26 protein-coding genes and 1 pseudogene are annotated in these 25,561 nt (G+C 71.9%); 21 read left to right on the top strand and 6 right to left on the bottom strand.

What is annotated here, in order from left to right; genetic code table 11:
- Positions 1 to 3: 3 nt before the first annotated feature.
- The 3 genes from leuD (at position 4) to ABZZ17_RS21575 (ending at position 1,793) form a co-directional block, all read left to right on the top strand.
- On the top strand, positions 4 to 597 hold the full coding sequence (leuD, locus tag ABZZ17_RS21585; RefSeq protein ID WP_356877911.1) for a 3-isopropylmalate dehydratase small subunit: 594 nt from the start codon (positions 4 to 6) through the stop codon (positions 595 to 597).
- Positions 598 to 734: 137 nt separating this feature from the next.
- Positions 735 to 962, top strand: coding sequence for a hypothetical protein (locus ABZZ17_RS21580; RefSeq protein ID WP_356877910.1), 228 nt, complete (start codon positions 735 to 737; stop codon positions 960 to 962).
- Between the two features lie 144 nt (positions 963 to 1,106).
- On the top strand, positions 1,107 to 1,793 hold the full coding sequence (locus tag ABZZ17_RS21575; RefSeq protein ID WP_356877909.1) for an HU family DNA-binding protein: 687 nt from the start codon (positions 1,107 to 1,109) through the stop codon (positions 1,791 to 1,793).
- A 307-nt stretch (positions 1,794 to 2,100) separates the two neighbouring features.
- On the opposite strand, the pseudogene cofC reads toward ABZZ17_RS21575, so the two are convergent.
- Positions 2,101 to 2,757: pseudogene (gene cofC, locus ABZZ17_RS21570) on the bottom strand (2-phospho-L-lactate guanylyltransferase); the annotation flags it as partial.
- A 189-nt stretch (positions 2,758 to 2,946) separates the two neighbouring features.
- Here cofC and ABZZ17_RS21565 point away from each other — a divergent pair.
- From ABZZ17_RS21565 to ABZZ17_RS21555, 3 genes are read left to right on the top strand one after another with little or no spacing between them, the layout of a single operon-like run.
- The gene (locus tag ABZZ17_RS21565; RefSeq protein WP_356877908.1) at positions 2,947 to 3,699 is read left to right on the top strand and encodes a lysophospholipid acyltransferase family protein; all 753 of its coding nucleotides are present in this window, start codon (positions 2,947 to 2,949) and stop codon (positions 3,697 to 3,699) included.
- Positions 3,696 to 4,706 carry an NAD(P)H-dependent glycerol-3-phosphate dehydrogenase gene (locus ABZZ17_RS21560; protein ID WP_356877907.1) on the top strand — a complete coding sequence of 337 codons (1,011 nt, stop codon included), beginning with the start codon at positions 3,696 to 3,698 and terminating at the stop codon, positions 4,704 to 4,706. The genes ABZZ17_RS21565 and ABZZ17_RS21560 overlap by 4 nt, the downstream gene beginning before the upstream one ends.
- Positions 4,707 to 4,745: 39 nt before the next feature.
- Complete coding sequence (locus tag ABZZ17_RS21555; RefSeq protein ID WP_356877906.1) at positions 4,746 to 5,903, top strand: D-alanine--D-alanine ligase family protein; 1,158 nt, start codon at positions 4,746 to 4,748, stop codon at positions 5,901 to 5,903.
- 102 nt (positions 5,904 to 6,005) lie between these two features.
- Here the strand turns inward: ABZZ17_RS21555 and ABZZ17_RS21550 are convergent, their stop codons facing one another.
- Positions 6,006 to 6,497, bottom strand: coding sequence for a DUF3515 family protein (locus tag ABZZ17_RS21550; protein WP_356877927.1), 492 nt, complete (start codon positions 6,495 to 6,497; stop codon positions 6,006 to 6,008).
- Positions 6,498 to 6,520: 23 nt separating this feature from the next.
- Positions 6,521 to 6,754 (bottom strand): Lrp/AsnC ligand binding domain-containing protein, encoded by a 234-nt coding sequence (locus ABZZ17_RS21545; protein ID WP_356877905.1) that lies wholly within the window; start codon positions 6,752 to 6,754, stop codon positions 6,521 to 6,523.
- A gap of 245 nt (positions 6,755 to 6,999) precedes the next feature.
- On the opposite strand from ABZZ17_RS21545, the gene ABZZ17_RS21540 reads away from it, so the two are divergent.
- Entirely contained in the window at positions 7,000 to 7,983 is a 984-nt protein-coding gene (locus ABZZ17_RS21540; protein ID WP_356877904.1) for a thiamine-phosphate kinase, read from the top strand.
- Positions 7,980 to 8,795: a bifunctional hydroxymethylpyrimidine kinase/phosphomethylpyrimidine kinase gene (thiD, locus tag ABZZ17_RS21535; protein ID WP_356877903.1), complete on the top strand. Its 816-nt coding sequence runs from the start codon at positions 7,980 to 7,982 to the stop codon at positions 8,793 to 8,795. The genes ABZZ17_RS21540 and thiD overlap by 4 nt, the downstream gene beginning before the upstream one ends.
- Before the next feature lie 90 nt (positions 8,796 to 8,885).
- Here the strand turns inward: thiD and rpmB are convergent, their stop codons facing one another.
- Positions 8,886 to 9,071, bottom strand: coding sequence for a 50S ribosomal protein L28 (gene rpmB, locus ABZZ17_RS21530; protein WP_007266795.1), 186 nt, complete (start codon positions 9,069 to 9,071; stop codon positions 8,886 to 8,888).
- A 242-nt stretch (positions 9,072 to 9,313) separates the two neighbouring features.
- Here rpmB and ABZZ17_RS21525 point away from each other — a divergent pair, with 242 nt between their 5' ends.
- The 9 genes from ABZZ17_RS21525 to mutM all read left to right on the top strand — a co-directional run bounded on the left by ABZZ17_RS21525 (position 9,314) and on the right by mutM (position 18,383).
- Positions 9,314 to 10,972 carry a DAK2 domain-containing protein gene (locus ABZZ17_RS21525; protein WP_356877902.1) on the top strand — a complete coding sequence of 553 codons (1,659 nt, stop codon included), beginning with the start codon at positions 9,314 to 9,316 and terminating at the stop codon, positions 10,970 to 10,972.
- Positions 10,973 to 10,998: 26 nt separating this feature from the next.
- A complete protein-coding gene (gene recG / locus ABZZ17_RS21520; RefSeq protein ID WP_356877901.1) occupies positions 10,999 to 13,200 on the top strand; it encodes an ATP-dependent DNA helicase RecG in 2,202 nt (733 codons plus the stop codon).
- A gap of 84 nt (positions 13,201 to 13,284) precedes the next feature.
- A complete protein-coding gene (rsmD, locus tag ABZZ17_RS21515) occupies positions 13,285 to 13,863 on the top strand; it encodes a 16S rRNA (guanine(966)-N(2))-methyltransferase RsmD (RefSeq protein ID WP_356877900.1) in 579 nt (192 codons plus the stop codon).
- Between the two features lie 29 nt (positions 13,864 to 13,892).
- Positions 13,893 to 14,372: a pantetheine-phosphate adenylyltransferase gene (coaD, locus tag ABZZ17_RS21510; protein WP_356877899.1), complete on the top strand. Its 480-nt coding sequence runs from the start codon at positions 13,893 to 13,895 to the stop codon at positions 14,370 to 14,372.
- 124 nt (positions 14,373 to 14,496) lie between these two features.
- A complete protein-coding gene (locus ABZZ17_RS21505; protein WP_356877898.1) occupies positions 14,497 to 15,552 on the top strand; it encodes an ATP synthase F0 subunit B in 1,056 nt (351 codons plus the stop codon).
- 141 nt (positions 15,553 to 15,693) lie between these two features.
- A complete protein-coding gene (locus tag ABZZ17_RS21500; RefSeq protein WP_356877926.1) occupies positions 15,694 to 16,344 on the top strand; it encodes a DUF177 domain-containing protein in 651 nt (216 codons plus the stop codon).
- A 2-nt stretch (positions 16,345 to 16,346) separates the two neighbouring features.
- Positions 16,347 to 16,520, top strand: a complete 174-nt coding sequence (gene rpmF / locus ABZZ17_RS21495; protein WP_003965982.1) for a 50S ribosomal protein L32 — start codon at positions 16,347 to 16,349, stop codon at positions 16,518 to 16,520.
- A gap of 19 nt (positions 16,521 to 16,539) precedes the next feature.
- Entirely contained in the window at positions 16,540 to 17,364 is an 825-nt protein-coding gene (rnc, locus tag ABZZ17_RS21490) for a ribonuclease III (RefSeq protein ID WP_356877897.1), read from the top strand.
- A 149-nt stretch (positions 17,365 to 17,513) separates the two neighbouring features.
- Entirely contained in the window at positions 17,514 to 18,383 is an 870-nt protein-coding gene (mutM, locus tag ABZZ17_RS21485) for a bifunctional DNA-formamidopyrimidine glycosylase/DNA-(apurinic or apyrimidinic site) lyase (protein WP_356877896.1), read from the top strand.
- On the opposite strand, the gene ABZZ17_RS21480 is transcribed toward mutM, so the two are convergent.
- On the bottom strand, positions 18,356 to 18,763 hold the full coding sequence (locus ABZZ17_RS21480) for a helix-turn-helix domain-containing protein (protein WP_356877895.1): 408 nt from the start codon (positions 18,761 to 18,763) through the stop codon (positions 18,356 to 18,358). The two genes, mutM and ABZZ17_RS21480, sit on opposite strands and share 28 nt — an antisense overlap.
- A 118-nt stretch (positions 18,764 to 18,881) precedes the next feature.
- On the opposite strand from ABZZ17_RS21480, the gene ABZZ17_RS21475 reads away from it, so the two are divergent.
- Positions 18,882 to 19,493 (top strand): flavodoxin family protein, encoded by a 612-nt coding sequence (locus tag ABZZ17_RS21475; protein ID WP_356877894.1) that lies wholly within the window; start codon positions 18,882 to 18,884, stop codon positions 19,491 to 19,493.
- A gap of 41 nt (positions 19,494 to 19,534) precedes the next feature.
- On the opposite strand, the gene ABZZ17_RS21470 is transcribed toward ABZZ17_RS21475, so the two are convergent.
- Positions 19,535 to 20,434 carry a CAP domain-containing protein gene (locus ABZZ17_RS21470; RefSeq protein ID WP_356877893.1) on the bottom strand — a complete coding sequence of 300 codons (900 nt, stop codon included), beginning with the start codon at positions 20,432 to 20,434 and terminating at the stop codon, positions 19,535 to 19,537.
- Positions 20,435 to 20,565: 131 nt separating this feature from the next.
- On the opposite strand from ABZZ17_RS21470, the gene ABZZ17_RS21465 reads away from it, so the two are divergent.
- The 3 genes from ABZZ17_RS21465 (at position 20,566) to ABZZ17_RS21455 (ending at position 25,377) form a co-directional block, all read left to right on the top strand.
- Complete coding sequence (locus ABZZ17_RS21465) at positions 20,566 to 20,847, top strand: acylphosphatase (protein ID WP_356877892.1); 282 nt, start codon at positions 20,566 to 20,568, stop codon at positions 20,845 to 20,847.
- Between the two features lie 349 nt (positions 20,848 to 21,196).
- Positions 21,197 to 21,412, top strand: coding sequence for a hypothetical protein (locus ABZZ17_RS21460; protein WP_030227372.1), 216 nt, complete (start codon positions 21,197 to 21,199; stop codon positions 21,410 to 21,412).
- 230 nt (positions 21,413 to 21,642) lie between these two features.
- Positions 21,643 to 25,377 carry an AAA family ATPase gene (locus ABZZ17_RS21455; protein WP_356877891.1) on the top strand — a complete coding sequence of 1,245 codons (3,735 nt, stop codon included), beginning with the start codon at positions 21,643 to 21,645 and terminating at the stop codon, positions 25,375 to 25,377.
- Positions 25,378 to 25,561 lie beyond the last annotated feature (184 nt).

Here is a 25,561-nt window from a genome sequence, read left to right as displayed (position 1 = left end):
ACCATGGAAGCCTTCACCACCCACACCGGCCGGGCCGTTCCGCTGCGGCGCAGCAACGTCGACACCGACCAGATCATCCCGGCCCACTGGCTGAAGAAGATCACCCGCGACGGCTTCGAGGACGGGCTCTTCGAGGCCTGGCGCAAGGACCCGGAGTTCGTCACGAACCGCCCGGAGCGCGCCGGCGCGACCGTGCTGATCGCGGGCCCCGACTTCGGCACCGGCTCCTCGCGCGAGCACGCCGTCTGGGCCCTGCAGAACTTCGGCTTCAAGACGGTCATCTCCTCCCGCTTCGCCGACATCTTCCGCGGCAACTCGCTGAAGAACGGTCTGCTGACCGTCGTCCTGCCGCAGGAGACCGTCGACCGGCTGTGGGAGCTGACCGAGGCCGACCCCACCGCCGAGGTGACCGTCGACCTGGTCGACCGCAAGGTCCGAGCCGCTGGCGTCGAGGCGGAGTTCGAACTCGACGACAACGCCCGCTGGCGTCTCCTGGAGGGGCTGGACGACATCTCGCTCACCCTTCAGAACGAAGCGGACATCGACACGTACGAAAGCACCCGCCCGGCCTTCAAGCCGCGCACGATTCAGGCCTGATTCCAGCCTGATCAGCGCTTATTCACCCACGGGTGATCACCTCGACAACACTGTGCCCCCCGCCTTCCGGCGGGGGGCACAGCTGTATGTTGAGGCCCCGTGAGGCGACAACTCGCCCCAGATGGCACAATCTGTGCATGGAACGCGACAGTCAACTGGAGCTCTACGAACTCGTCGCGGACCGGCTGAAAGAAGCACACACAAGGGTGCGCACACTGCAAGTCCCGGAGGGCGTAAGGATGGCGCTGTCCCGGAAGCTGTTGGTCGTCACCGCCTCGGCGAAGCACGATCTCGCCGACGCGGCAAGGCGCCTGGACAGGTTGATGAAGGACCTCGACGAGGGTCGATTCCCTGAAGGCGACTGATGCGAAGGAACTCCGTAACGGCCTACATCGTTGCGGCACTAGGGTGATTAGCCCGTTTCGTGTTTGATTTGCGGTATATATCCGCCTAACGTGCGAAATAAGCTTGAACACATTCGTTCTGGCGAAGTCTCCGAAGGGGAAGACGTGAACAAGGCGCAGCTCGTAGAAGCGATTGCCGACAAGGTTGGCGGCCGCCAGCAGGCCGCGGACGCTGTCGACGCGGTACTCGACGCGATCGTCCGCGCGGTCGTCGCGGGCGACCGGGTCTCGGTCACGGGCTTCGGCTCGTTCGAGAAGGTCGACCGGCCGGCCCGCTACGCCCGCAACCCGCAGACGGGTGAGCGCGTCCGGGTCAAGAAGACCTCGGTTCCCCGCTTCCGCGCGGGCCAGGGCTTCAAGGACCTGGTCAGCGGCACCAAGAAGCTGCCCAAGGGCGGCGAGGTGTCCGTGAAGAAGGCGCCCAAGGGCAGCCTGAGCGGCGGAGCCTCGGCGACGGTCAAGAAGGCCGCGGCCAAGAAGGCCACCACCGCGAAGAAGGCGGCGGCGAAGACCACGGTCGCGAAGAAGACCACGGCGGCGGCGAAGAAGACGACCGCCACCGCGAAGAAGACCACCGCCACGGCGAAGAAGGCCACCGCCACGGCCAAGAAGACCACGGCGACCGCGAAGAAGGCGGCCGTGAAGTCGACGACGGCGGCGGCGAAGAAGACCACCGCCAAGAAGACCGCTCCCGCGGCCAAGAAGGCCACCGCGAAGACCACGGCGCCCGCCACCAAGAAGGCGACCGCCCGCAAGACCACCGCGAAGAAGACCACCGCTCGCAAGAAGTAGGGCACGAGTCACACACGCCGGGCCGGTTTCCCCTGCTGGGGGAAGTCGGCCCGCGGTGCTTTCCCGCAGGTCACAAGGGTGCCGAAGCCGTTGCGGGACCGGAGGGTCAGAAGGTCTGCAGGGTGATCAGCGTGATGCGCAGGGCCGCGCCCTCGCCGTCCGTCTCGATCCGCACCCGCTGTCCGGGCCGCAGCAGCCGCAGGCCGCCCGCGTCGAAGGCCGGAGCCGCGAAGGGCACCGGGGTGCCGTCGTCGAGCAGCACGCTGCCGCTGCGGGTCTGGGAGTCGTACGTGTACGCGGTCGCCTGCATACGGGCACTGTATCGGGCGGTGTGACGCCCCACGCCGAGGGTGAGGGCCCTGCGCAGATCGGCGGCGGTGTCCACGTCGCGGCGCACGCTCTCCACGTCCGCCAGGGCGATTTCCACCGCCCCCGACGCCGAATGCCGGGCCCGGGAGGAACCGCCGAACGAGGGTGCCAATTCCACGTCCGGAGCAGCGGAAAGCAAGGTCGTCCCGATTCCCGCCGCATCCGCCAGGAATGCCCTGGGAAATACCGAAGCGTTATCGAGCACGCGTAGCAATTCCGGTGGCCGCAGTGCGGGCAGATCCGCGTTCATCGCCGCCACCCGGGCACCGGGGCGCCCCCTGCGCACCGCCCCGGCGCCGTGCGCCAGGGCCGCGTTGAGCCCGGCGCCGGGGGCGTCCGGCAGGACCCGCGCGCCCAGCCTGGCCAGTTCCGCACCCGCCAGGGAGTCGTCCGTGACGACCACCACATCCGCGACCGCCGCGCAGGCCAGAGCCCCTGCGACGGTGTCCTGGGCGAAGGCCAGCGCGAGCCCCGGACGGGATGCGCCGACGGCCGCGGCGAGGCGGCTCTTGGCCAGCGCCAAGGGTTTCAGCGGGACCACCAGACTCCACACGGCGTTCGTGGCGGACTCCTTCCCTCCGGCGCATTTCCGCACCCGCCAGGGCCATCGGCAGGTCATGGCCTGGTCATCAGTCGGCCCATTGTCGCCCCCGACCGACCGCAGGGGGGCCGGGTGGTGCGAGCGGGGCGTACGGTGTCCTCGACAGAGACCGGACCTGGGGCGACACTTGTCCGGCCGACGAGGTGCCCACGCCGCGCACCGGTCCTAGAGGAAGGTGTCCGAGTGTCCCGCCGCAGAATCGGCTTCTGGTACCGCCTGGCGGCGGTCATCGCGAAACCGCCGCTGGTAGTGCTGTTCAAGCGGGACTGGCGGGGAATGGAGCACATTCCGGCCGACGGCGGGTTTATCACCGCCGTCAATCACAACTCGTATCTGGACCCGCTCTCCTACGCGCACTTCCAGTACAACACCGGCCGGGTGCCCCGATTGCTCGCCAAGGCCGGACTCTTCAAGGTGCCTTTCGTCGGCATGATCCTCCGCGGCTCCGGCCAGATCCCCGTCTACCGGGAGACCACGAACGCCCTGGACGCATTCCGGGCCGCCGTGGACGCCATCGAGCGCGGTGAATGCGTGGCCTTTTACCCGGAAGGCACCCTCACCCGCGACCCCGAGATGTGGCCGATGGCCGGCAAGAGCGGTGCGGCCAGGGTCGCGCTGATCACCAAGGCCCCCGTCATTCCGGTGGCCCAATGGGGCGCGAATCTCGCGATGCCGCCCTATGCCAAGGAGAACAAGGTCCGGCTGTTCCCGCGCAAGACCCTCCAGGTCCTCGCCGGACCGCCCGTGGACCTCTCGGCCTTCTACGACCGGGAACCCACTCCGGAGGTCCTCAAGGGCGCCACCGAGGCCATCATGGCCGACATCACCAAACTCCTGGAGGAACTGCGCGGCGAGACCGCCCCCGCGCAGCCGTACGACCACCGCAAGGCCAGGGCGCAGCAGCGGCGCAACGCCGCGGGGGAGGGCAACAAGTGACACGTCCTGTGAAGGCGGCCGTCTTCGGAACCGGCTCGTGGGGCACGGCCTTCGGCATGGTGCTCGCCGACGCCGGCTGCGAGGTGACCCTCTGGGGCCGCCGCCAGGAACTGGCCGACGCCGTCAACAACGGCCGGACCAACCCCGACTACTTCCCCGGCGTGGAACTGCCCGCGAACCTGCGGGCCACCACCGACGCCGCCGAGGCCGCCCGCGGCGCCGACTTCGCGGTCCTCGCGATCCCCTCCCAGACCCTGCGCGGCAACCTCGCCGCCTGGGCCCCGCTGCTGCCCGCCGACGCCGTCCTCGTCTCCCTGATGAAGGGCATCGAACTCGGCACCGCCAAGCGGATGAGCGAGGTCACCGAGGAGGTGGCCAAGGTCCCCTCCGAGCGGGTCGCCGTCGTCACCGGACCCAACCTGGCCCGCGAGATCGTCGCCCGGCAGCCCGCCGCCTCGGTCGTCGCCTGCGTCGACGAGGCCGTGGCGCAGCGCCTCCAGGCCGCCTGCCACACCCCGTACTTCCGCCCGTACACGAGCACCGACGTCATCGGCTGCGAGCTCGGCGGCGCCGTCAAGAACGTCATCGGCCTCGCCGTGGGCATCGCGGACGGCATGGGACTGGGCGACAACACCAAGGGCTCGCTCATCACCCGCGGACTCGCCGAGGCCACCCGCCTGGGCCTGGCCATGGGCGCCGACCCGCTGACCTTCTCCGGTCTCGCCGGACTCGGCGACCTCGTCGCCACCTGCTCCTCGCCGCTCTCCCGGAACCACACCTTCGGCACCAACCTGGGCCGCGGGATGACCCTGGAGGAGACCATCGCGGTCACCAAGCAGACCGCCGAGGGGGTCAAGTCCTGCCAGTCCGTGGCGGATCTGGCGCAGCGGTACGGAGTGGACATGCCGATCACGGACACCGTGGTCGACATCGTCCACCACGGCAAGCCCACGCTGGTCGCCCTGAAGGAACTCATGGGACGCAGCGCCAAACCGGAACGCCGCTGACTCCTTTCCGGACGTCTGAGCGGGTACTCTCGTGGCGATATGAGCAGCGAGAACCTCCCCCAGACCCCTGAGCAGCAGGGCCGCAAGCCCCGCGTGGCCGTCGTGTTCGGCGGCCGCAGCTCGGAACACGCCATCTCGGTCGTCACGGCGGGCGCCGTACTGCGCTCCATCGACCGCGCCAAGTACGAGGTGCTGCCCATCGGCATCACCACGGACGGCCGGTGGGCGCTGACCGCCGACGAGCCCGAGCGCATGGCCATCGCGGACCGCGAGCTGCCGAGCGTGGAGTCGCTCGCCGGCTCCGCCGACGGCAGCGTCGTGCTCTCCGTCGACCCCGCCAGCCGCGAGGTCGTCTACACCGAGCCGGGCGCCGTCCCCAAGGCGCTGGGCGAGGTCGACGTCGTCTTCCCCGTCCTGCACGGCCCGTACGGCGAGGACGGCACCCTGCAGGGCCTCCTGGAGCTGTCCGGGATCCCGTATGTCGGCTCGGGCGTCCTCGCCTCGGCCGTCGGCCAGGACAAGGACTACATGAAGCGGGTGTTCACGTCCTTCGGGCTGAACGTCGGCCCGTACGTGACCGTCCGCCCCCGCGAGTGGGAAGCCGACCGGGACGCAGCCCGGGCGAAGGTCCTGGACTTCGCCGCCGAGCACGGCTGGCCGCTGTTCGTGAAGCCCGCCCGCGCCGGCTCCTCCATCGGCATCACCAAGGTCGACGACGCCGCCGGACTGGACGCCGCGATCCACGAGGCCCGCCGCCACGACCCGAAGATCATCGTGGAGGCGCTGCTGCGCGGCCGCGAGATCGAGTGCGGGGTCCTGGAGTTCGAGGACGGCCCGCGCGCCAGCGCGCCCGCCGAGATCCCGCCGGTCTCCAGCCACGACTTCTACGACTTCGAGGCGAAGTACATCGACTCCGCCTCCGGGATCGTGCCCGCCCCGCTCACCCCGGAGCAGACCGCCGAGGTGCAGAAGCTCGCGATCGAGGCCTTCGAGGCCGCGTCCTGCGAGGGTCTGGTGCGCGCCGACTTCTTCCTCACGGAGGACGGCGAGTTCGTCATCAACGAGATCAACACGATGCCGGGCTTCACCCCGATCTCCATGTACCCGCGCATGTGGCAGGAGGCCGGCATCGAGTACCAGGAGCTGGTGGACCTGCTCATCCAGGCGGCGCTGCGCCGCTCCACCGGACTGCGCTAGCCGAGGAACCCGGACAGCCGACCGCCCGCCGGCCCGCGCTCACCAGCACGGCCGGCGGGCGGCGGTGTGCGCGAGGGGCGGCGGGCGGCCGGCGGCGGGGTCTCAGTAGGACGAGATGCCGGCCGGTACCGACTCGGCCACGGCAGCGGACAGCCCGACCAGCATCCCGGCATCCGTGGCATGCTCCTTGTCGACCAGTACCTCCGTGTACGCCAGCCGCGCCCCGGTGGTGAACCGGAACCCGCCGTCGGCCGTCTTCTCCAGCAGCCAGCCGACGCCGTTGACCTCGACGCCCTCCTGTTTCGGATCAGCCATCTTGGGGGGCTTGGGGATACCGCACCGCAGTACGATCGCCGAGCCGCCCCACGAGGCGGTCAGATCCGACGGCGGTTCGGTGGTGGTCCGCGCCAGCCCGGCCACCGTCCCGGGGAGCCTCTCGTGCAGCGTCGCACAGAGCCCCGCGACGTCGGCGGGCGGAGCGGGCGGCGGATCCACCCTGACCCCGGAATCCCCCGGGGCGCAGCCCGCGAGGGCCAGGACGGCCGAAGCGGCGGGCAGGGCCAGCAGACGGAGCGGCCGGCGGTGCAGTGACATCACCGGCCCAGAGTAGACGGGGGCTACAGATGGACCACCGGGCAGGTCAAGGTGCGGGTGATGCCCTCCACCTGCTGGACCTTGGCGACCACCATGCGGCCGAGATCGTCCACGGTGTCGGCCTGGGCGCGCACGATCACGTCGTAGGGACCCGTCACGTCCTCGGCCTGGATCACCCCCGCGATCTCGCTGATGGACTCGGCGACGAACGACGCCTTGCCCACCTCGGTCTGGATAAGGATGTACGCCTGTACCACGGAACCTCCAGGGCGGCCACGAGGATCATTTCCCCTAACCTTCGGATGGGCCCGGGGACAGCGGGCGGGCCCGGGGACGAAGGGACGCCACGGTACCGCGTCGCCGCGTGCCGCGGGGAGACCCACGGGGGCGGTGCCGCGCACGGCGGGGCGCACGGAGAGCAGAAGTTGACGTATCTGTTGACGGTACCCAGAGCTGTGACGGCTCGCGACCGCAAGCGGACTTGCCAAGAAGGGGCACAGCGATGAAGGGCACTGTGGGCGAGCTGGGGGAGTTCGGGCTCATTCGGGAGCTCACCTCACGGCTCACCACCACCCCGGCGGTCCGGCTCGGACCGGGCGACGACGCCGCGGTCGTGTCGGCACCCGACCGGCGGGTCGTGGCGAGCACGGACATCCTGCTGGAAGGCAGGCACTTCAGGCGCGACTGGTCCACCGCCTACGACGTCGGCCGCAAGGCCGCCGCCCAGAACCTGGCCGACATCGCCGCCATGGGCGCCGTGCCGACCGCACTGCTGCTCGGCCTCGTCGTCCCGGCGGAACTGCCCGTCACCTGGCCCACCGAGCTGATGGACGGCATCCGCGACGAATGCCAGGTCGCGGGCGCGGCCGTGGTCGGCGGCGACGTCGTGCGCGGCGACACCATCACCGTCGCCATCACCGCCCTCGGCGACCTGCGCAACCACGAGCCCGTGCTGCGCTCCGGCGCCCGCCCCGGCGACGTCGTGGCCGTCACGGGCTGGCTCGGCTGGTCCGCGGCCGGGTTCGCCGTGCTCTCGCGCGGCTTCCGCTCCCCACGGGCCTTCGTGGAGGCGCACCGGCGGCCCGAACCGCCGTACCACGCGGGCCCGGCGGCCGCCGGACTCGGCGCCACCTCCATGACCGACGTCAGCGACGGCCTGATCGCCGACCTCGGGCACATCGCCGAGGCCAGCAAGGTCCGCATCGACGTGCGCTCGGGGGCCGTGGACATCCCGACCCAGATGCACGACATCGGCCAGGCCGTCGGCGTGGACCCGCTCCAGTGGGTGCTCACCGGGGGAGAGGACCACGCCATCGTGGCGACCTTCCCGCCCGACGTGAAGCTGCCCGCCCGCTGGAAGGTCATCGGGGAGGTCCAGAACCGCTCCGCGCTGCCCCAGGTGACCGTGGACGGCGCCCCCTGGACCAGCACCGGCGGCTGGGACCACTTCGGAGCCGACCCGGCCGCCGAGGAGCCCGCACGGTGAGCGGCGCCCACCCGCCGCTCTGCCTGACCGTCGCCGGATCCGACTCCGGCGGCGGCGCCGGCATCCAGGCCGACCTCAAGGCCATGCTCGCCCTCGGCGTGCACGGCATGAGCGTCCTCACCGCCGTGACCGCCCAGAACTCCCTCGGCGTGCACGGGGCCTGGGAACTGCCCGCCGAGGCCGTCACGGCCCAGTACCGGGCCGTCGTGGACGACATCGGGGTCCGGGCGGTCAAGACCGGGATGCTGGCCTCGGCCGTCCTCGTCGAAACGGTGGCGGAGCTGCTCGCCGGCACGGACGCCCCGGCGGTCGTGGACCCGGTGGGCGTCTCCAAGCACGGGGACGCGCTGCTCGCGGCCTCGGCGCTGGACGCCGTACGCAAAGAGCTGCTGCCCCGGGCCACGGTCGCGACGCCGAACCTGGACGAGGTCGCCCAGCTCACCGGCATCGCCGTCGAGGACGAGGACGGCATGCGGCGGGCCGCCGACGCGATCCTCGGCTTCGGCCCCCGCTGGGCGCTGATCAAGGGCGGCCACCTCGCGGCGCACGGCGGCGAGGCCGTCGACCTGCTGACCGACGGCACCGAGGAACGGTGGCTGCGGGCGCCCCGCCACGACAACCGGCACACGCACGGCACGGGCTGCACCCTCGCCAGTGCCGTCGCGGCCGGACTGGCCAAGGGACTGCCGGTCCCGGAGGCCGTCACGGCGGCCAAGACGTACGTCACCGGCGCCATCGCGGCGGGCTTCGCCCTGGGCGCGGGCATCGGCCCGGTCGACCACGCCTGGCAGTGGCGGACTACCGCCCGGTAAGGCCTCCGGGCATGACAAAAGGCCGGTTCACCAGAGGTGAACCGGCCTTTTTGGCAACCGGAAGGGGCTGCGCTACGACGACGGGAGGCGTCAGCGCGAGACCTTGCCGGCCTTGATGCACGAGGTGCAGGCGTTGAGGCGCTTCGGCGTCCCATTGACCACGGCACGGACGCGCTGGATGTTCGGGTTCCAGCGACGCGAGGTGCGGCGGTGCGAGTGGGAGATGTTGTTGCCGAAGCTCGGCCCCTTGGCGCAAACGTCGCAGTTGGCAGCCACAGGTCACTCCAAAGACTTCAGATGCAATTACAGTGAAATCCGGCGCACCGGAATCAGAGATCTGAAGTGGCTTGCCGGACGAATGACCCGACTCTCGACGGGCAACCTGAGCAGCATACAACGACTGCTTCGGTCCAAGAAAACTACCATGTCCGCCACCGGCCCCGCCCCGGGGTCCCGGGCCCGGGGCAGTCCTTCGTTACCCTGCGGTGAACCCTGGCCCGCACAAGGAGGAACGCCCGGTGGCGCACGAGCCCAGCCCGCACACCCTCGACGCCGAAGCGGTGCGCACCTGGAGCTCGCTGGCCCTGGCCGCACTGGGCCGGGCCCGCGAGGACATCGACGCGATCAACGTCTACCCCGTCGCGGACGCCGACACCGGAACCAACCTCTACCTGACCGCCGAATCGGCCGACCGCGCGCTCACCGAGGCCTTCGAGAACGCCTCCTCCGGCGTGACCGACGGCACAGCCGCGGCCGCCTCCCTGCCCGAAGCCGTACGGGCCTACGCGCACGGCGCCCTCATAGGCGCCCGGGGCAACTCCGGCACGATCCTCGCCCAGCTGCTGCGCGGGGTCGCGGACGTCCTGGGCGCCGAGCCCGCCGGCCGGGACCACGGACCGCTGCTGGCCCAGGCCCTGACCCGGGCGGCGGAAGAGGCGTACCAGGCCGTCGCGCACCCGGTGGAGGGCACCATGCTCACCGTCGCGGGCGCCGCCGCACGGGCCGGCCGGGCCGCGGAGGCCGCCGCCGGCACCGCCGCCGACGTCGCCCGGGCCGCCTACGACGGGGCCCGCGCGGCCCTCGCCGAGACCCCGGGGCAGCTCGCCGCGCTGGGCCGGGCCGGGGTGGTCGACGCCGGGGGCTGCGGCCTGGTCGCCGTACTCGGAGCCCTGTGGCAGGCGCTGTCCGGCGAGGCACCCGCCCCCGAGCCGGTGCGCGGCCGGGCCGTGCCCGTACCGCAGGCGCCGCAGCCCTGCGCCGAGGAGCAGGGCGGACCCGGGTACGAGGTGATCTACCTGCTGGAGGCCTCCGAAGAGGCCGTCGGCGAGCTGCGCGAACGCCTCGACGGACTCGGCGACTCCCTCGTGGTCGTCGGCGGCGACGGACTGTGGAACGTCCACGTGCACGTCGACGACCCCGGCGCCGCCGTGGAGGCGGGCGTGGTCGCCGGCCGCCCGTACCGGATCCGCATCACGCACTTCGGCGACGAACGCCGCCGCGCACGGGCCCCGCGCGCCCAGCGGGCCGTGGTCGCCGTCGTCCCGGGCGAGGGGCTGGCCGCCCTGTGCGGAGAGGCCGGCGCGACGACCGTGCTGGCCCGCCCCGGGGAGGCGCCCGCCGTCGCCGAACTCCTCGACGCCGTCACCCGGGCGCACGCCCGCGAGGTGGTCCTGCTGCCCGGCTCCGCCGAACTGCGCGCCGCCGCCGGCACGGCGGCCGAGCAGGCCCGCGCCGACGGGGTCCGGGTGGCCGTGATCCCCACCCGGTCCGCCGTCCAGGGCCTGGCCGCCCTCGCCGTGCACGACCCGGACGCCAGCTTCGACGAGGACGTCGTCGCCATGACGGCGGCCGCCGGGGCCACCCGGTACGCGGAACTGGCCGTCGCCGAGGCGCGGTCCTTCACCTCCGCCGGCATCTGCCAGGCCGGCGACGTGCTCGGACTGATCGACGGGGACGTCGCCGTCATCGGCGCGGGACTGCCCGAGACCGCGGAGGCCGTACTGGAGCGGATGCTCGGCTCCGGCGGCGAACTCGTCACCCTCGTCCTGGGACCCGAGGTGCCCGACACCCTGGCCGCGCACCTGGAGGCGTACGTCCAGCACGGGCACCTGGCCGTCGACACCGTCACCTACCGGGGCGGCCGCTACTCGGCGCCCCTGCTCATCGGGGTGGAATAGCGGGCTTGTCGGCGCCATGGTGTGCAATGGAACACGTGCCCGCGCTCGACGAAGACCTCAAGAAGACCCTCGGCCCCGCCACCGCCAAGGTGCTGGCCGAGCAGCTCGGCCTGCACACGGCCCTGGACCTGCTCCACCACTACCCCCGGCGGTACGCGGAGCGCGGCGAGCTGACCTCGCTGGCCGAACTCGCCGACCAGATCGACGAACACGTCACCGTCGTCGCCCAGGTCGCCGACGCCCGGCTGCTGACCTACCAGGGCAGCCGCGGCGGCGGGAAGCGCCTGGAGGTCACCATCACCGACGGCAGCGGCCGGCTCCAGCTGGTCTTCTTCGGCGCGGGCGTCCACAAGCCGCACAAGGACCTGCTGCCGGGAAGCCGCGCCATGTTCGCGGGCAAGGTCTCGAAGTTCAACCACAAGCTCCAGCTGGCCCACCCCGCGTACGAACCCCTCGGCGCGGACGCCTCCGACCGGGACGCCGCCACCGCGTTCGCCAACCAGCTCATCCCGATCTACCCGGCCTGCGCCAAGATGGAGTCCTGGAAGATCACCAAATGCGTGGACGCGGTCCTGGCCGGCGTCAGCGAGGTCGTGGACCCGCTCCCGCCCGCCCTGCGCGAGGGCCGCGGGCTGATCCCGCTCACCGAAGCCCTCCTGAAGATCCACCGGCCCACCACCAAGGCCGACATCGAGGACGCCCGCCAACGCCTCAAGTGGGACGAGGCCTTCGTCCTCCAGGTCGCCCTGGCCCGCCGCCGGCACGCCGACTCCCAGCTCCCGGCCGTCCCCCGCCGCCCCAGCCCCGGCGGCCTCCTCGACTCCTTCGACGCCAAACTGCCCTTCACCCTCACCGAAGGCCAGCGCAACGTCTCGAAGGAGATCTTCGACGACCTCGCCACCAGCCACCCCATGCACCGCCTCCTCCAGGGCGAAGTCGGCAGCGGGAAGACGATGGTGGCCCTGCGGGCCATGCTCGCCGTCGTCGACTCCGGGGGCCAGGCCGCGATGCTCGCGCCCACCGAGGTCCTCGCCCAGCAGCACCACCGGTCGATCACCGAGATGATGGGCGAACTCGCCGAAGGGGGCATGCTCGGCGGCTCCGACCAGGGCACCAAGGTGGTGCTGCTCACCGGGTCCATGGGGATGCCCGCCCGCCGCCAGGCCCTGCTCGACCTGGTCACCGGCGAGGCCGGGATCGTGATCGGCACGCACGCCCTGATCGAGGACAAGGTCCAGTTCCAGGACCTCGGACTGGTCGTGGTCGACGAACAGCACCGCTTCGGCGTGGAACAGCGCGACGCCCTCCGGTCGAAGGGCAAGCAGCCCCCGCACCTGCTCGTCATGACCGCCACCCCCATCCCGCGCACGGTGGCGATGACCGTCTTCGGCGACCTGGAGACGTCCGTCCTGGACCAGCTGCCCGCCGGCCGCTCCCCGATCGCCACGCACGTCGTGCCCGCCAAGGACAAGCCGCACTTCCTCGCCCGCGCCTGGGAGCGCGTGCGCGAGGAGGTGGAGAACGGCCACCAGGCGTATGTCGTCTGCCCCCGGATCGGCGACGGCGAGGACGAGCCCAAGAAGAAGAAGGCCGCGGAGGAGGACGGCGACCGCAGGCCCCCGCTCGCGGTCCTGGAGATCGCCGAGCAGCTCGTGAAGGGGCCCCTGGCCGGGCTGTCCGTCGAGGTGCTGCACGGGCGGATGGACCCCGCCGACAAGGACGACGTGATGCGCCGCTTCGCCGCCGGCGAGGTCAAGGTGCTGGTCGCCACCACCGTCATCGAGGTCGGCGTGAACGTCCCCAACTCCACCGCCATGGTGATCATGGACGCGGACCGGTTCGGCGTCTCCCAGCTCCACCAGCTGCGCGGCCGCGTCGGCCGCGGCTCCGCCCCGGGCCTGTGCCTGCTGGTCAGCGAGATGCACGAGGCCAGCCCGGCCAGGGCCCGGCTCGCCGCGGTCGCCGCCACCCTCGACGGGTTCGAGCTCTCCCGCATCGACCTGGAACAGCGCCGCGAGGGAGACGTGCTCGGCCAGGCCCAGTCCGGGGTGCGGTCCTCGCTGCGCATGCTCGCCGTCATCGAGGACGAGGAGGTCATCGCCCAGGCCCGGGAGGAGGCCACCCGGGTCGTCGCCGCAGACCCGGACCTGGAAGCGCTGCCGGGGCTGCGGACCGCGCTCGACGCGCTGCTCGACACCGAGCGGGAGCAGTACCTGGAGAAGGGCTGAGCGGTGGCGTCCGGGCGGTACGACCTATCGTGGGGTCGAGACCGAAACCGCCCGTACCCGCCCACCCCAGCGAAGGACCCCCAGATGACCCGCGTGATCGCCGGCACCGCCGGCGGGCGGCGGCTGGCCGTGCCGCCCGGCACCGGCACCCGCCCGACCTCCGACCGGATGCGCGAGGGGCTCTTCTCCACCTGGGAGTCGCTGCACGGCCTGGAGGGCGCCCGGGTGCTCGACCTCTACGGCGGCTCCGGCGCCGTGGGCCTGGAGGCCCTCTCCCGGGGCGCGGCCCACGCCCTGCTGGTCGAGGCCGACGCCAAGGCCTCCAAGGCGATCCGGGACAACATCCAGACGCTGGGCCTGCCCGGCGCCGAGTTCCGGCCGGGCAAGGCGGAGCAGATCGTCGCGGCCGCCGCGCAGGCGGACCCGTACGACATCGTCTTCCTGGACCCCCCGTACGCCGTCGAGCACGGCGATCTTGGCGAGATCCTCCTCACACTCCGGTCCAATGGCTGGCTCACGGACGACGCGCTCGTCACCGTGGAGCGCAGCACGAGGAGCGGTGCGTTCCCGTGGCCCGAGGGATTCGAGGCGCTCCGGTCGCGCAAGTACGGCGAGGGCACCCTTTGGTACGGTCGCGCCGCCTTCACCAGCGAAGGTTCATGATGCCCGCACGGGAGAGCGAGGGAGTTCAGTTGCGCCGCGCCGTCTGTCCGGGGTCGTTCGACCCCATCACCAACGGGCACCTCGACATCATCGGCCGGGCCTCCAGGCTCTACGACGTCGTCCACGTCGCCGTGATGATCAACCAGTCCAAGCAGGGACTCTTCACGGTCGAGGAGCGGATCGAGCTGATCCGCGAGGCGACCGCCGACTACGGGAACGTCGAGGTCGAGTCCTTCCACGGACTGCTCGTCGACTTCTGCAAGCAGCGGGACATCCCGGCCATCGTCAAGGGCCTGCGTGCCGTCAGCGACTTCGACTACGAGCTGCAGATGGCCCAGATGAACATGGGCCTGTCGGGGGTCGAAACACTGTTCGTGCCGACCAACCCGACCTACAGCTTCCTGTCGTCCTCCCTGGTCAAGGAGGTCGCGGCCTGGGGCGGCGACGTCGCCCACCTGCTGCCCGCGCACGTGCACACGGCGCTGATCGAGCGGCTGGGCGCCAGGTGACCCGGCGGGGCCCGGGCTGAGCTTCGCCCGGACCGCCCCGCCGGTCCGCCCGTTGGCCCTACAGTCGTCTCCTCAGCCGTCCCGTCCGTCCCGGCACCGGCCCGGGGCAGAGAGTGCGAGCCCCATGGACGTACAGAAGAAGCTGGACGAGATCGTCGCGGCCGTCGGCGGCGCCCGGTCCATGCCCATGTCGGCCTCCTGCGTGCTCAACCGCGCGGAGCTCCTCGCCCAGCTCGACGAGGTGCGCAAGGCCCTGCCCGGCTCGCTCGCGCAGGCCCGCGAACTCATCGGGGGGCGGGAGCAGATGGTCGAGGAGGCCCGCCGGGAAGCGGACCGGATCATCGAGTCCGCGCACGCGCAGCGCGGTTCGCTGATCTCCGACACCGAGATCGCCCGCCGCTCGCAGGCCGAGGCGGACCGGATCCTGGCGGACGCCCGCCGCGAGGCCGAGGAGATCCGGGCCGAGGCGGACGACTACGTCGACAGCAAGCTCGCCAACTTCGAGGTCGTGCTCAGCAAGACCATCGGTGCGGTCGACCGGGGCCGCGAGAAGCTGCTGGGCCGCGGCCCGGGCCCGGACGGGCAGGGCCACGGCCTCCCGGACGACACGGACGCCCCGGAACGCAGCCACGACCCGCAGACGCAGCGGCAGCAGGCGGACGCGTACGTCGACACGAAGCTGGCGACCTTCGAGGCGGTGCTCGCCAAGACCCTGGAGGCCGTCGGCCGGGGCCGGCAGAAGCTGCTGGGCCGGGTTCCGACGGACGACCTCGGCGCCCACATGGCCGCCCAGGACGCGGCGGGCGCCCAGGCGGGACGGGCGTCCAGCGACGCGGACTTCCTGGCGGGCCTGGCCGAGCCGGGTCCGGTGCACGTCCCGATCCCCGCGCAGGTCCAGGCCCAGCCGGAGCCGGTGTACGAGGCCTGGTACGCGCAGCCCGCGGCCGCGCAGCAGGACGGGTACGGATACCAGGACCCCTACGCGGGGCAGGCGTACGGGATGCAGCAGCAGGCCCCGTACGCCGATCCGTACGGCGGCGGCGGGCAGCCCGATCCGTACGCGGCCTACCAGCAGCAGCCGCACCAGCAGTTCCAGCAGCCGGCGCTCGACGAGACCAGCTTCTTCGACACGAGCATGATCAACCTGGACCAGCTGCGCCAGTACGAACAGGGGCGGTAGGACCGGATTGGGCGCAGGGCGCGTCGCCGGGTATCCTGGCTCTTCGGTCGCGCGTATGCACCGCGATCCGTGCTGCCCTTACGTGCGGCATTTCATGCAGCATTCTTTGATCTTCAGCGATCTGTGAAAGCAGGAACGGCCCTGAATACCCGCCTCGACCACCGCAACCCCCTCGTGTTCGACACGCACGAGCTGGGTCGGCGTCCTGGTGCCATGCAGCGGCTGTCCCGCGAGATCGCGACCCCGGCGGACTTCGGTCTCGCCGGTGTCATCGGAGTGCCGGAGGGCGCCCCGCTGAAGCTCAGCCTCCGCCTGGAGTCGGTCATGGAAGGGGTGCTTGTCACAGGCACCGCCCGTGCATCGGCCGTGGGGGAGTGCGTAAGGTGTCTGGAGACCGTCGAGCGCGAGCTCAAGGCGGACTTCCAGGAGATGTTCTCGTACCCTGACGCCGACGACCGGAACCGCTCCAAGGCGGAGCCGGCCGACGACGCCGAGGACGACGAGGACACGCTCTTCCTCGAGGACGGCTTGTTCGACCTCGAACCCGTGCTGCGCGATGTGGTGGTGCTCGCACTGCCCATGCAGCCGGTGTGCCGGGAGGACTGTCTCGGACTGTGCCCCGATTGCGGGCTCAGCCTGAACGACGACCCGGACCACCACCATGACGCCGTCGACATCCGTTGGGCGGCATTGCAGGGACTCGTCGTGACCGATCAGGACGACGAGAAGGACAACATGAGCGGCACTGCCTCTGACGGAGTTCAGGGCGCCGCCGAGAAGCAGGAGAAGTAGCCGTGGCTGTTCCGAAGCGGAAGATGTCGCGCAGCAACACGCGCCACCGCCGGTCGCAGTGGAAGGCTGCGGTCCCCACCCTGGTTTCGTGTGAGCGTTGCCAGGAGCCGAAGCTCCAGCACATCGCGTGCCCGAGCTGCGGCACCTACAACAAGCGCCAGGTCCTCGAGGTCTGAGCGGCTGGTGAGAGGCGCAATGTCTGAGCTGTCCAACGCTGAGAAGCAGGCAGACAGTAACAACGCGGCCTCGTCCCACACGCTTCTGGAAGGGCGGCTCGGGTATCAACTCGAGTCCGCCCTTCTGGTGCGTGCGCTCACCCACCGTTCGTACGCGTACGAGAACGGCGGTCTGCCCACCAACGAACGCCTGGAGTTCCTCGGGGACTCCGTGCTGGGCCTGGTGGTCACGGACACGCTGTACACCACCCACCCCGACCTGCCTGAAGGCCAGCTGGCCAAATTGCGGGCCGCGGTGGTCAACTCGCGTGCGCTGGCGGAGGTGGGGCGCGGCCTCGAACTCGGCTCCTTCATCCGGCTCGGCCGGGGCGAAGAGGGCACGGGCGGCCGGGACAAGGCCTCCATCCTCGCCGACACCCTTGAAGCGGTGATCGGCGCGGTCTACCTCGATCAGGGCCTCGACGCGGCCTCGGAGCTGGTCCACCGGCTCTTCGACCCGCTCATCGAGAAGTCCTCCAACCTCGGGGCCGGCCTGGACTGGAAGACCAGTCTCCAGGAGCTCACGGCGGCTGAAGGCCTCGGCGTACCGGAATATCTGGTGACCGAGACCGGACCGGACCACGAGAAGACCTTTACCGCTGCCGCTCGCGTCGGTGGTGTCTCGTACGGCACCGGCACCGGCCGCAGCAAGAAGGAAGCGGAACAGCAGGCAGCGGAGTCCGCCTGGCGCGGGATCCGTGCCGCGGCGGACGAGCGGATCGCGGCGGCCGCCGCGGCTTCCGTGGCCGCTCCGGCCGAGGACGACGGGGCGCCGACGCCCGCCGAACCGACGCCGGGCGCCTGACCGACCGATCCCTTCGGGTTTTTCCCCGCCCGCCCCCTGCCCCGGCAGGAGGCGGGCGGACCCGTTTCCGGGCCCTTTCCGCGCGGGACGGACGGGCCGGTAGGCTCGCCGGAGCCCCCACAGTCCGTGGACCCTCCGGAGGAGACGCCGTGCCCGAGCTGCCCGAAGTCGAAGTCGTGCGGCGGGGTCTGGAGCGATGGGTGGCCGGCCGGACCGTCGCGTCCGTGGAGGTGCTCCACCCGCGCGCGGTACGCCGCCACCTGGCGGGCGGCCCCGATTTCGCGGCGCGCCTGGCCGGGCGGACGATCGGGGTGCCGCGCCGGCGCGGCAAGTACCTGTGGCTGCCGCTGGAGGGCGGGGAGCTCTCGGTGCTCGGCCACCTCGGGATGAGCGGGCAGCTGCTGGTGCAGCCGGCGGACGCCCCCGACGAGAAGCACCTGCGGATCCGGGTGCGCTTCGCCGACGACGCGGGGACCGAGCTGCGCTTCGTCGACCAGCGGACCTTCGGCGGGCTCTCGCTGCACGAGAGCGTCCCGGGCAGCGCCGACGGGCTGCCCGACGTCATCGCGCACATCGCCCGGGACCCGCTGGACCCGCTCTTCGAAGAGGGCGCCTACCACCTCGCGCTGCGCGCCAAGCGCACCACGGTGAAGCGGGCCCTGCTGGACCAGTCGCTGATCAGCGGGGTCGGCAACATCTACGCCGACGAGGCTCTCTGGCGCGCGAAGCTGCATTACGAGCGCCCCACCGGCACCCTGACGCGCCCCCGGAGCACGGAACTCCTCACCCACGTACGGGAGGTCATGAACTCCGCGCTCGCGGTGGGCGGGACCAGCTTCGACAGCCTGTACGTCAACGTGAACGGCGAGTCCGGCTACTTCGACCGCTCGCTCGACGCGTACGGCCGGGAGGGTGAACCCTGCCGGCGCTGCGGGACGCCGATGCGGCGCCGGGCCTGGATGAACCGGTCCAGCTACTTCTGCCCGCGCTGTCAGCGGCCGCCGCGCGTGGCGTCGTAGGCCTGCCGGGAGACCAGCACCTCGTCCATGCTGTGCTCCAGGAAGTGGATCAGGGACAGCAGCCGGTCGGCGACCTCGCGGCCGAGCGGCGTGAGCTCGTAGTCGACGCGGGGCGGGTTGGTCGGCTGGGCCTCGCGGTTGACGATGCCGTCGCGCTCCAGCGCGTGCAGCGTCTGGGAGAGCATCTTCTCGCTCACGCCCTCGACCCGGCGGCGCAGCTCGTTGAAGCGGCAGGGGCCTTCGCGCAGGGCGCCGACGGTCAGGCTGCCCCAGCGGCCGGTGACGTGTTCCAGGGTCTCCCGGGACGGGCAGGCGCGCGCGAAGACGTCGAACGGCAGGTTCGCCGCGCCGTCGGCTTCGGTACAGACAGGGGTCTCCATAGGGGCAAGCCTACCCCCAGGTAGCGCTAACTGTCTGCTTGCGCTTTCTAAAAGTTAGTGGTTCTCTTGCTCTCGTCGCACCGCGGCACACCCCGCACCGCTCCCGAGGAGAACCGTCATGTCCGCAGTCACCACCGCCCCCGTCGTCTCGATCGCCTACCACTCCGGGTACGGGCACACCGCGGTCGTCGCCGAAGCCGTGCGGGCGGGCGCCGTCGCGGCCGGCGCGACCGTCCACCTGATCAAGGTCGACGAGATCACCGACGCCGAATGGGAGCTGCTCGACGGCTCCGACGCCATCGTCTTCGGCTCCCCGACCTACATGGGCACCGCCTCCGGCGCGTTCCACGTCTTCGCCGAGGCCACCTCGAAGCGCTGGTTCGGCGACGTGTGGCAGGACAAGGTCGCCGCCGGCTTCACCAACTCCGGCTCCAAGAGCGGCGACAAGCTGCACACCCTGCAGTTCTTCCAGACGCTGGCCGCGCAGCACGGCATGAGCTGGGTCAACCTGGGCCTGAAGCCCGGCTGGAACTCCACCGCAGGCTCCGAGTTCGACCTGAACCGCCTCGGCTTCTTCTCCGGCGCCGCCGCCCAGACCAACTCCGACGAGGGCCCGGAGGGCGTGCACAAGGCCGACATCGCGACCGCCGAGCACCTCGGCGGCCGGGTCGCCGACCACGCCCGCGTGCTCGTGGCGGGCCGGGCGGCCCTGGCGGCCTCCGCCGTCTGACCGTCCCGGAAGCCGGCCCCGGGGCCTGCTGGGCCGTGTCCCTAGAAGCCGAAGTCCTGGGTCCACCAGGGGCCGCCGGACGCGACGTACACGCCGACGCCCAGGGTGCGGAATTCGCAGTTGAGTATGTTCGCCTTGTGGCCCGGGCTGTTCATCCAGGCCTTCATCACGGCGTCGGCGTCGCCCTGGCCGCGCGCGATGTTCTCGCCGCCCATGCCCGAGATACCGGCCTTGTCGGCCCGCATCCACGGGGTGTTGCCGTCCGGGTCGGTGTGGTCGAAGAAACCCCGGACCGCCATGTCCTTGCTGAAGGCGCCGGCCAGCGCGGCCAGCGGCGGGTTCGCCCGGACCGGACCGCAGCCGGCCATCGCCCGCTCCTGGTTGACCAGGGTGAGGACGGCCGCCTCCTCGGCGTTGTGACCGTCGCCGGGGGCCGGGGCGGTGGGCTTCGGCGCCGGGGGCTTGGGCGCCGGCGGCTTCGGGGCGGGCGGGGCGGGCGGAGCGGCGCTCTTCTCCGGCTCCGGCTCCTTCGTGGAGGGAGACGGGGAAGGGGCCGCCGTCGACGGGGAGGCCGAGGGCGAGGCCGGAGCCGATGCCGAGGCGGAGGGGGAAGGAGAGGCCGAAGCGCTGGGGGAGGCCGGCGGGCTGCTCACGGCGCCCCCGCCCCCGGGGGCCGACGAGGCCCGGCCGGAGAGGTTGGCGAGACCGCCCTGCTGCTCCAGCGCCCGGTCGGCGCTCTTGGAGGGCTTCGCCTTCGCCTCGTCCCCGGCGGCGCCGGGGCCTACGTAGGGGAAGGAGCCGCCGACCGGCACGAAGCCCGTCGTGACGGCCGCCGTGCCGAGGGCCACCGCCACGGAGACGCCGAGCAGGCCGGTGCGCACGGCGGTGCGGCGCGTGACGCCGCGGCGGGGCGGCGCGGCGTGGAGTCGGTGGCGTCCCATCGGCGGCTCGCCCTTCCTTGCAAGATCAACCGTTACTCACCCGAACGGGTGATGCATTGGTGGGGGACTGTAGTCCATGACGCCAGGGGGGCGATGTGCCCGGAAAGTGTTTGCCCGGTTAGCGTTCACGCATGAATGAAGATGTCCGCCTGACCGCCTGGGTGCGCGGCCGTGTACAGGGAGTGGGCTTCCGCTGGTTCACCAGGGCTAACGCTTTGGAGATCGGAGGCGTGGTCGGCTTCGCCCTCAATCTCGACGACGGACGAGTCCAGGTGGTGGCCGAAGGTCAACGTGAGAATTGCCACCGGCTGCTGGACTGGCTCCGCTCGGCCGACACGCCCGGGAGGGTGGACGGGGTGACAGAGATATGGGGCACACCGCGCGGTGGCTACGACGGGTTCGGGATCCGGTGATCTTTCGACTGATCATGAACTGATCAGATCCCCGGGTGGCGCGCACATGGTCGGATCTGCGCATTCATCGCCGACGCGTTGCCGCGGCCGCCGATCCGTGGAAGGCTCGGAGACGAGGATGATCTCCCCGCCCCTTGTGCGGGCCGGGCTGCCCGCCGATACGGGGCGTGATCGTGTTGACCGTCAAACTTTTTGGTGAGACGCTGGAAGCCCCGCGCACCTGAGCTGTTTGGCAGTGTTGGCAGTAGTAAGCGCAGTGACTGTCAGTCGCTGCCGGACATCCGCGGGTGCGATTCCCTCACGACCCACACCGCTTCGGTCGGTCACTCAGTGTGGAGGACCATCCATCATGGCAAAGGCGCTTCTCGGTTACGTCGGCGGTTCCGACCCGCGACTCCTCGCCGAGATGCGACGGCTTCAGCAGCGCGTCCAGGACCTCGAGTCCGAGCTCGGACGAATCCAGTCCGAGAACGACGCACTGAACGCGGCCGCCGCTCAGCACGGAGACTCGCTGCTGGACAGCATCGACCTCGACGTACCCCAGGCGGAGCCTGCGCTCACCTGATCCGCGCTTCACTCGTCGCAACTCCAGCCCCGCATGATCTGCAAGGGACGCTCCGGCGTCCCTTCTTTCTTTCACCCGCGCCCTCTTCCCCCCTCCCGCGGTCCCGTCCCTTCCTGTCACCACCGCCGCCGGATCCTCATTGGGCCAGGCGGGGGGCTGATTCCTTTGGCGTCTGATCTGCCCTGCACCTTCATGGGTGAAACCGAACGCGAAAGGTAGAGTCCGGCGGCGTGCACCTCAAGTCCCTGACCCTGCGCGGCTTCAAATCCTTTGCCTCCGCGACCACCCTGCGCTTCGAACCGGGGATCACCTGCGTCGTCGGTCCGAACGGCTCCGGCAAGTCCAACGTGGTGGACGCGCTGTCCTGGGTCATGGGGGAACAGGGAGCGAAATCCCTGCGCGGCGGGAAGATGGAAGACGTCATCTTCGCCGGGACGACCGGACGCCCCCCGCTCGGCCGCGCCGAGGTCTCGCTGACCATCGACAACTCCGACGGCGCCCTGCCGATCGACTACGCCGAGGTCACCATCACGCGGATCATGTTCCGCGGCGGCAGCAGCGAGTACCAGATCAACGGGGACACCTGCCGGCTCCTCGACATCCAGGAACTGCTCTCCGACTCCGGCATCGGCCGCGAGATGCACGTCATCGTCGGCCAGGGCCAGCTGGACTCCGTCCTGCACGCCGATCCCATGGGCCGCCGCGCCTTCATCGAGGAGGCGGCGGGCGTACTGAAGCACCGCAAGCGCAAGGAGAAGGCGCTCCGCAAGCTCGACGCGATGCAGGCCAACCTCGCGCGCGTGCAGGACCTCACCGACGAACTGCGGCGCCAGCTCAAGCCGCTCGGACGGCAGGCCGCGGTGGCCCGGCGGGCGGCCGTGATCCAGGCCGACCTGCGCGACGCGCGGCTGCGGCTGCTCGCCGACGACCTGGTGACGCTGCGCGGTGCGCTGGACGCCGAGCTCGCGGACGAGGAGGCGCTCAAGGAGCGCAAGGAGTCGGCCGAGCGCGAGCTCGCGGGGGCGATGCGCCGCGAGGCGGACCTGGAACGTGCCGTACGGGAGCTCTCCCCCCGGCTCCAGCGGGCCCAGCAGACCTGGCACGAACTGGCGCAGCTCGCCGAGCGGGTACGGGGCACCGCCTCCCTCGCCGACGCCCGGGTCCGCAGCGCGACCAACCCGGTGGAGGAGGAGCGGCGCGGGCGCGACCCGGAGGACATGGAGAGGGAGGCCGAGCGGATCCGCGAGCAGGAGGCGGAGCTGACGGCCGCCCTGGAGGCCGCCGAACGGGCGCTGGAGGACACCGCCGAGCACCGCGCCGAGCTGGAGCGGGCGCTCGCCGCGGAGGAACGCCGGCTGCGGGACGCGGCGCGCGCCATCGCCGACCGGCGCGAGGAGCTGGCCCGGCTGACCGGCCGCCTCGGCGCGGCCCGCTCCCGGGCGGGCGCCGCCCAGGCGGAGATCGACCGGCTCGTGGCGGCCCGGGACGCGGCGCGGGAGCGGGCGGACGCGGCACGGGAGGAGTACGAGGCGCTGGCCGAGGAGGTCGGCGGACTGGAGGACCCCGCGGCGGACGGGGAGTACGAGGCCGCCCGGGCCGAGCTGGCCGAGGCGGAGACCGCGCTCGGCGCCGCCCGGGAGGCGCTGACCTCGGCGGAACGATCCCGCGCGGCCGTCTCGGCGCGGCGGGACGCCCTCGCGCTGGGGCTGCGCCGCAAGGACGGAACGGGCGCGCTGCTCGCGGCGAGCGACAGGCCGGCCGGTCTGCTCGGTCCGGCGGCCGAGCGGCTGACGGTGACCCCGGGGTACGAGGTCGCGGTGGCGGCGGCGCTCGGGGCCGCCGCCGACGCGGTGGCGGTGACGGGCCCCGGGGCCGCGGCGGAGGCCATCCGCCACCTGCGGGCCGCCGACGCGGGCCGCGCCAGCTTCCTGATCGCCCCGCCGGCCCCGGTGCCCGGGGTACCGGGTCAGTACCCCGCGGCCGGGGCGGGGCAGGCCGGAAGCGTCCCCGCCCCGGACGGCGTCGGTGCGGCCGAGACCGTCCCGGCCCCGGCCGGCGCGGGGACGGCCGATGCGGGTGCCGCCCGGACCGACGTGCCGGGCGGGGTGTCGGGGGGCGTGCCGCACCAGGCTCCCGCGGGGGACGCGGTCGGTGTGCTCGTACGGCCCGGGCGGGAGGCCGCCGGGCTGGTCGGCGGGGACGCGGAGGTGCGGCGGGCCGTGGCCTGGGTGCTGCGGGACCACGTCGTGGTCGGGACCCTGGAAGAGGCCGAGGCGGTCGTGGCCGCGCATCCGGACCTGGTGGCGGTCACCGCCGAGGGCGACGTGCTGGGGGCCCACTGCGCGCACGGCGGCTCGGCGGGCGCTCCCAGCCTGATCGAGGTGCAGGCCGCCGTCGACGAGGCGGCGGCGGAGCTGGACCGGCTGGAGGAACGGTGCCGCGAGCTGGCCGGGGCGCAGGACGCCGCCCGGGAACGCCGTACCGCGGCCGCCGCCCGTGCCGAGGAGCTGGACGGGCTGCGGCGGGCCGGCGAGCAGGCCCGGGCCGGGGTCGCGCAGCAGCTCGGGAGGCTCGCCGGGCAGGCGAAGGGGGCACTGGGCGAGTCCGAGCGCAGCGCCCTCGCGGCGGCCACCGCCCAGGAGGCGCTGGAGCGGGCGCGGGCCGACGTGGAGGAGTGCGCGGAGCGGCTCGCGGTGGCGCAGGAGATGCCCGTCGAGGAGGAGCCCGACACCTCGGCGCGGGAGCGGCTCGCGGCCGACGGGGCGAACGCCCGGCAGACCGAGATGGAGGCCCGGCTCCAGCTGCGGACCCACGAGGAACGGGTCAAGGGGCTGGCCGGGCGCGCGGACGCGCTGGACCGGGGGGCCAGGGCGGAACGCGAGGCCCGGGCGCGCGCGGAGCGGCGTCGCGCCCGGCTGCGCCACGAGGCCGAGGTGGCCCGGGCCGTCGCCGACGGGGCACGGCAGTTGCTGGCGCACCTGGAGGTGTCGGTGGGCCGCGCGGAGGGGGAGCGTACGGCCGCCGAGCACGCGAAGGGGCTGCGCGAGCGGGAGCTGGCGGAGGCCCGGGGCCGGGGCCGCGACCTGAAGGGCGAACTGGACAAGCTGACCGACTCCGTGCACCGGGGCGAGGTGCTCGGCGCCGAGAAGCGGCTGCGGATCGAGCAGCTGGAGACGCGCGCGCTGGAGGAGCTGGGGGTGGAGCCGGTCGCCCTGGTGGCGGAGTACGGTCCGGACCAGCCCGTCCCGCCGCCCGTGCCCGCCGCCGGGGAGGACGGGGCCGATCCGCAGGACGCGCTCCTCCGGCCGGGACCGTTCGTACGGGCCGAGCAGGAGAAGCGGCTCCGGGCGGCCGAGAAGGCGTACCAGCAGCTCGGCAAGATCAACCCGCTGGCGCTGGAGGAGTTCGCGGCGCTGGAGGAGCGTCATCAGTTCCTCAGCGAGCAGCTGGAGGACCTGCGCAAGACGCGGACCGATCTCCTTCAAGTGGTGAAGGAGGTAGACCAGCGGGTCGAGCAGGTGTTCACCGAGGCCTACCGGGACACCGCCCGGGAGTTCGAGGGGGTGTTCTCGCGGCTGTTCCCCGGTGGCGAGGGCCGGCTGATCCTCACCGACCCGGACGACATGCTGGCCACCGGAGTGGACGTCGAGGCCAGGCCGCCGGGCAAGAAGGTCAAGCGGCTGTCGCTGCTGTCCGGCGGCGAACGGTCGCTGACGGCCGTGGCGTTGCTGGTCTCCATCTTCAAGGCGCGCCCCAGCCCGTTCTACGTGATGGACGAGGTGGAGGCCGCCCTGGACGACACCAACCTCCAGCGGCTGATCCGCATCATGGAGGAGCTCCAGGAGAGCTCCCAGCTGATCGTCATCACGCACCAGAAGCGGACGATGGAGGTCGCGGACGCCCTCTACGGGGTCTCGATGCAGGGCGACGGCGTCTCGAAGGTCATCAGCCAGCGGCTGCGCTGAAGACTCCACAAGCCGTCCATTCTTCAAGAAGTGAACTCAAGTGGCGATCGCCTCAGTTAACGAGACCTTCACATGACCTCTTGACTTCAGGAAATGAACACATAGGCTCGCTCCGCTGTCCCCCGACTTCGGGTGGTGCCCGATCTTGACCTGTGCGCCACTAGGAGAACGGACAAAACCCCCC

Source organism: Streptomyces sp. NPDC006512 (genome assembly GCF_040611935.1).
In the GTDB taxonomy this organism is placed as follows: Bacteria; Actinomycetota; Actinomycetes; order Streptomycetales; family Streptomycetaceae; genus Streptomyces.
Note: the sequence above shows the minus strand (reverse complement) of the source record. Positions and strands in the feature narration are given on the sequence as shown.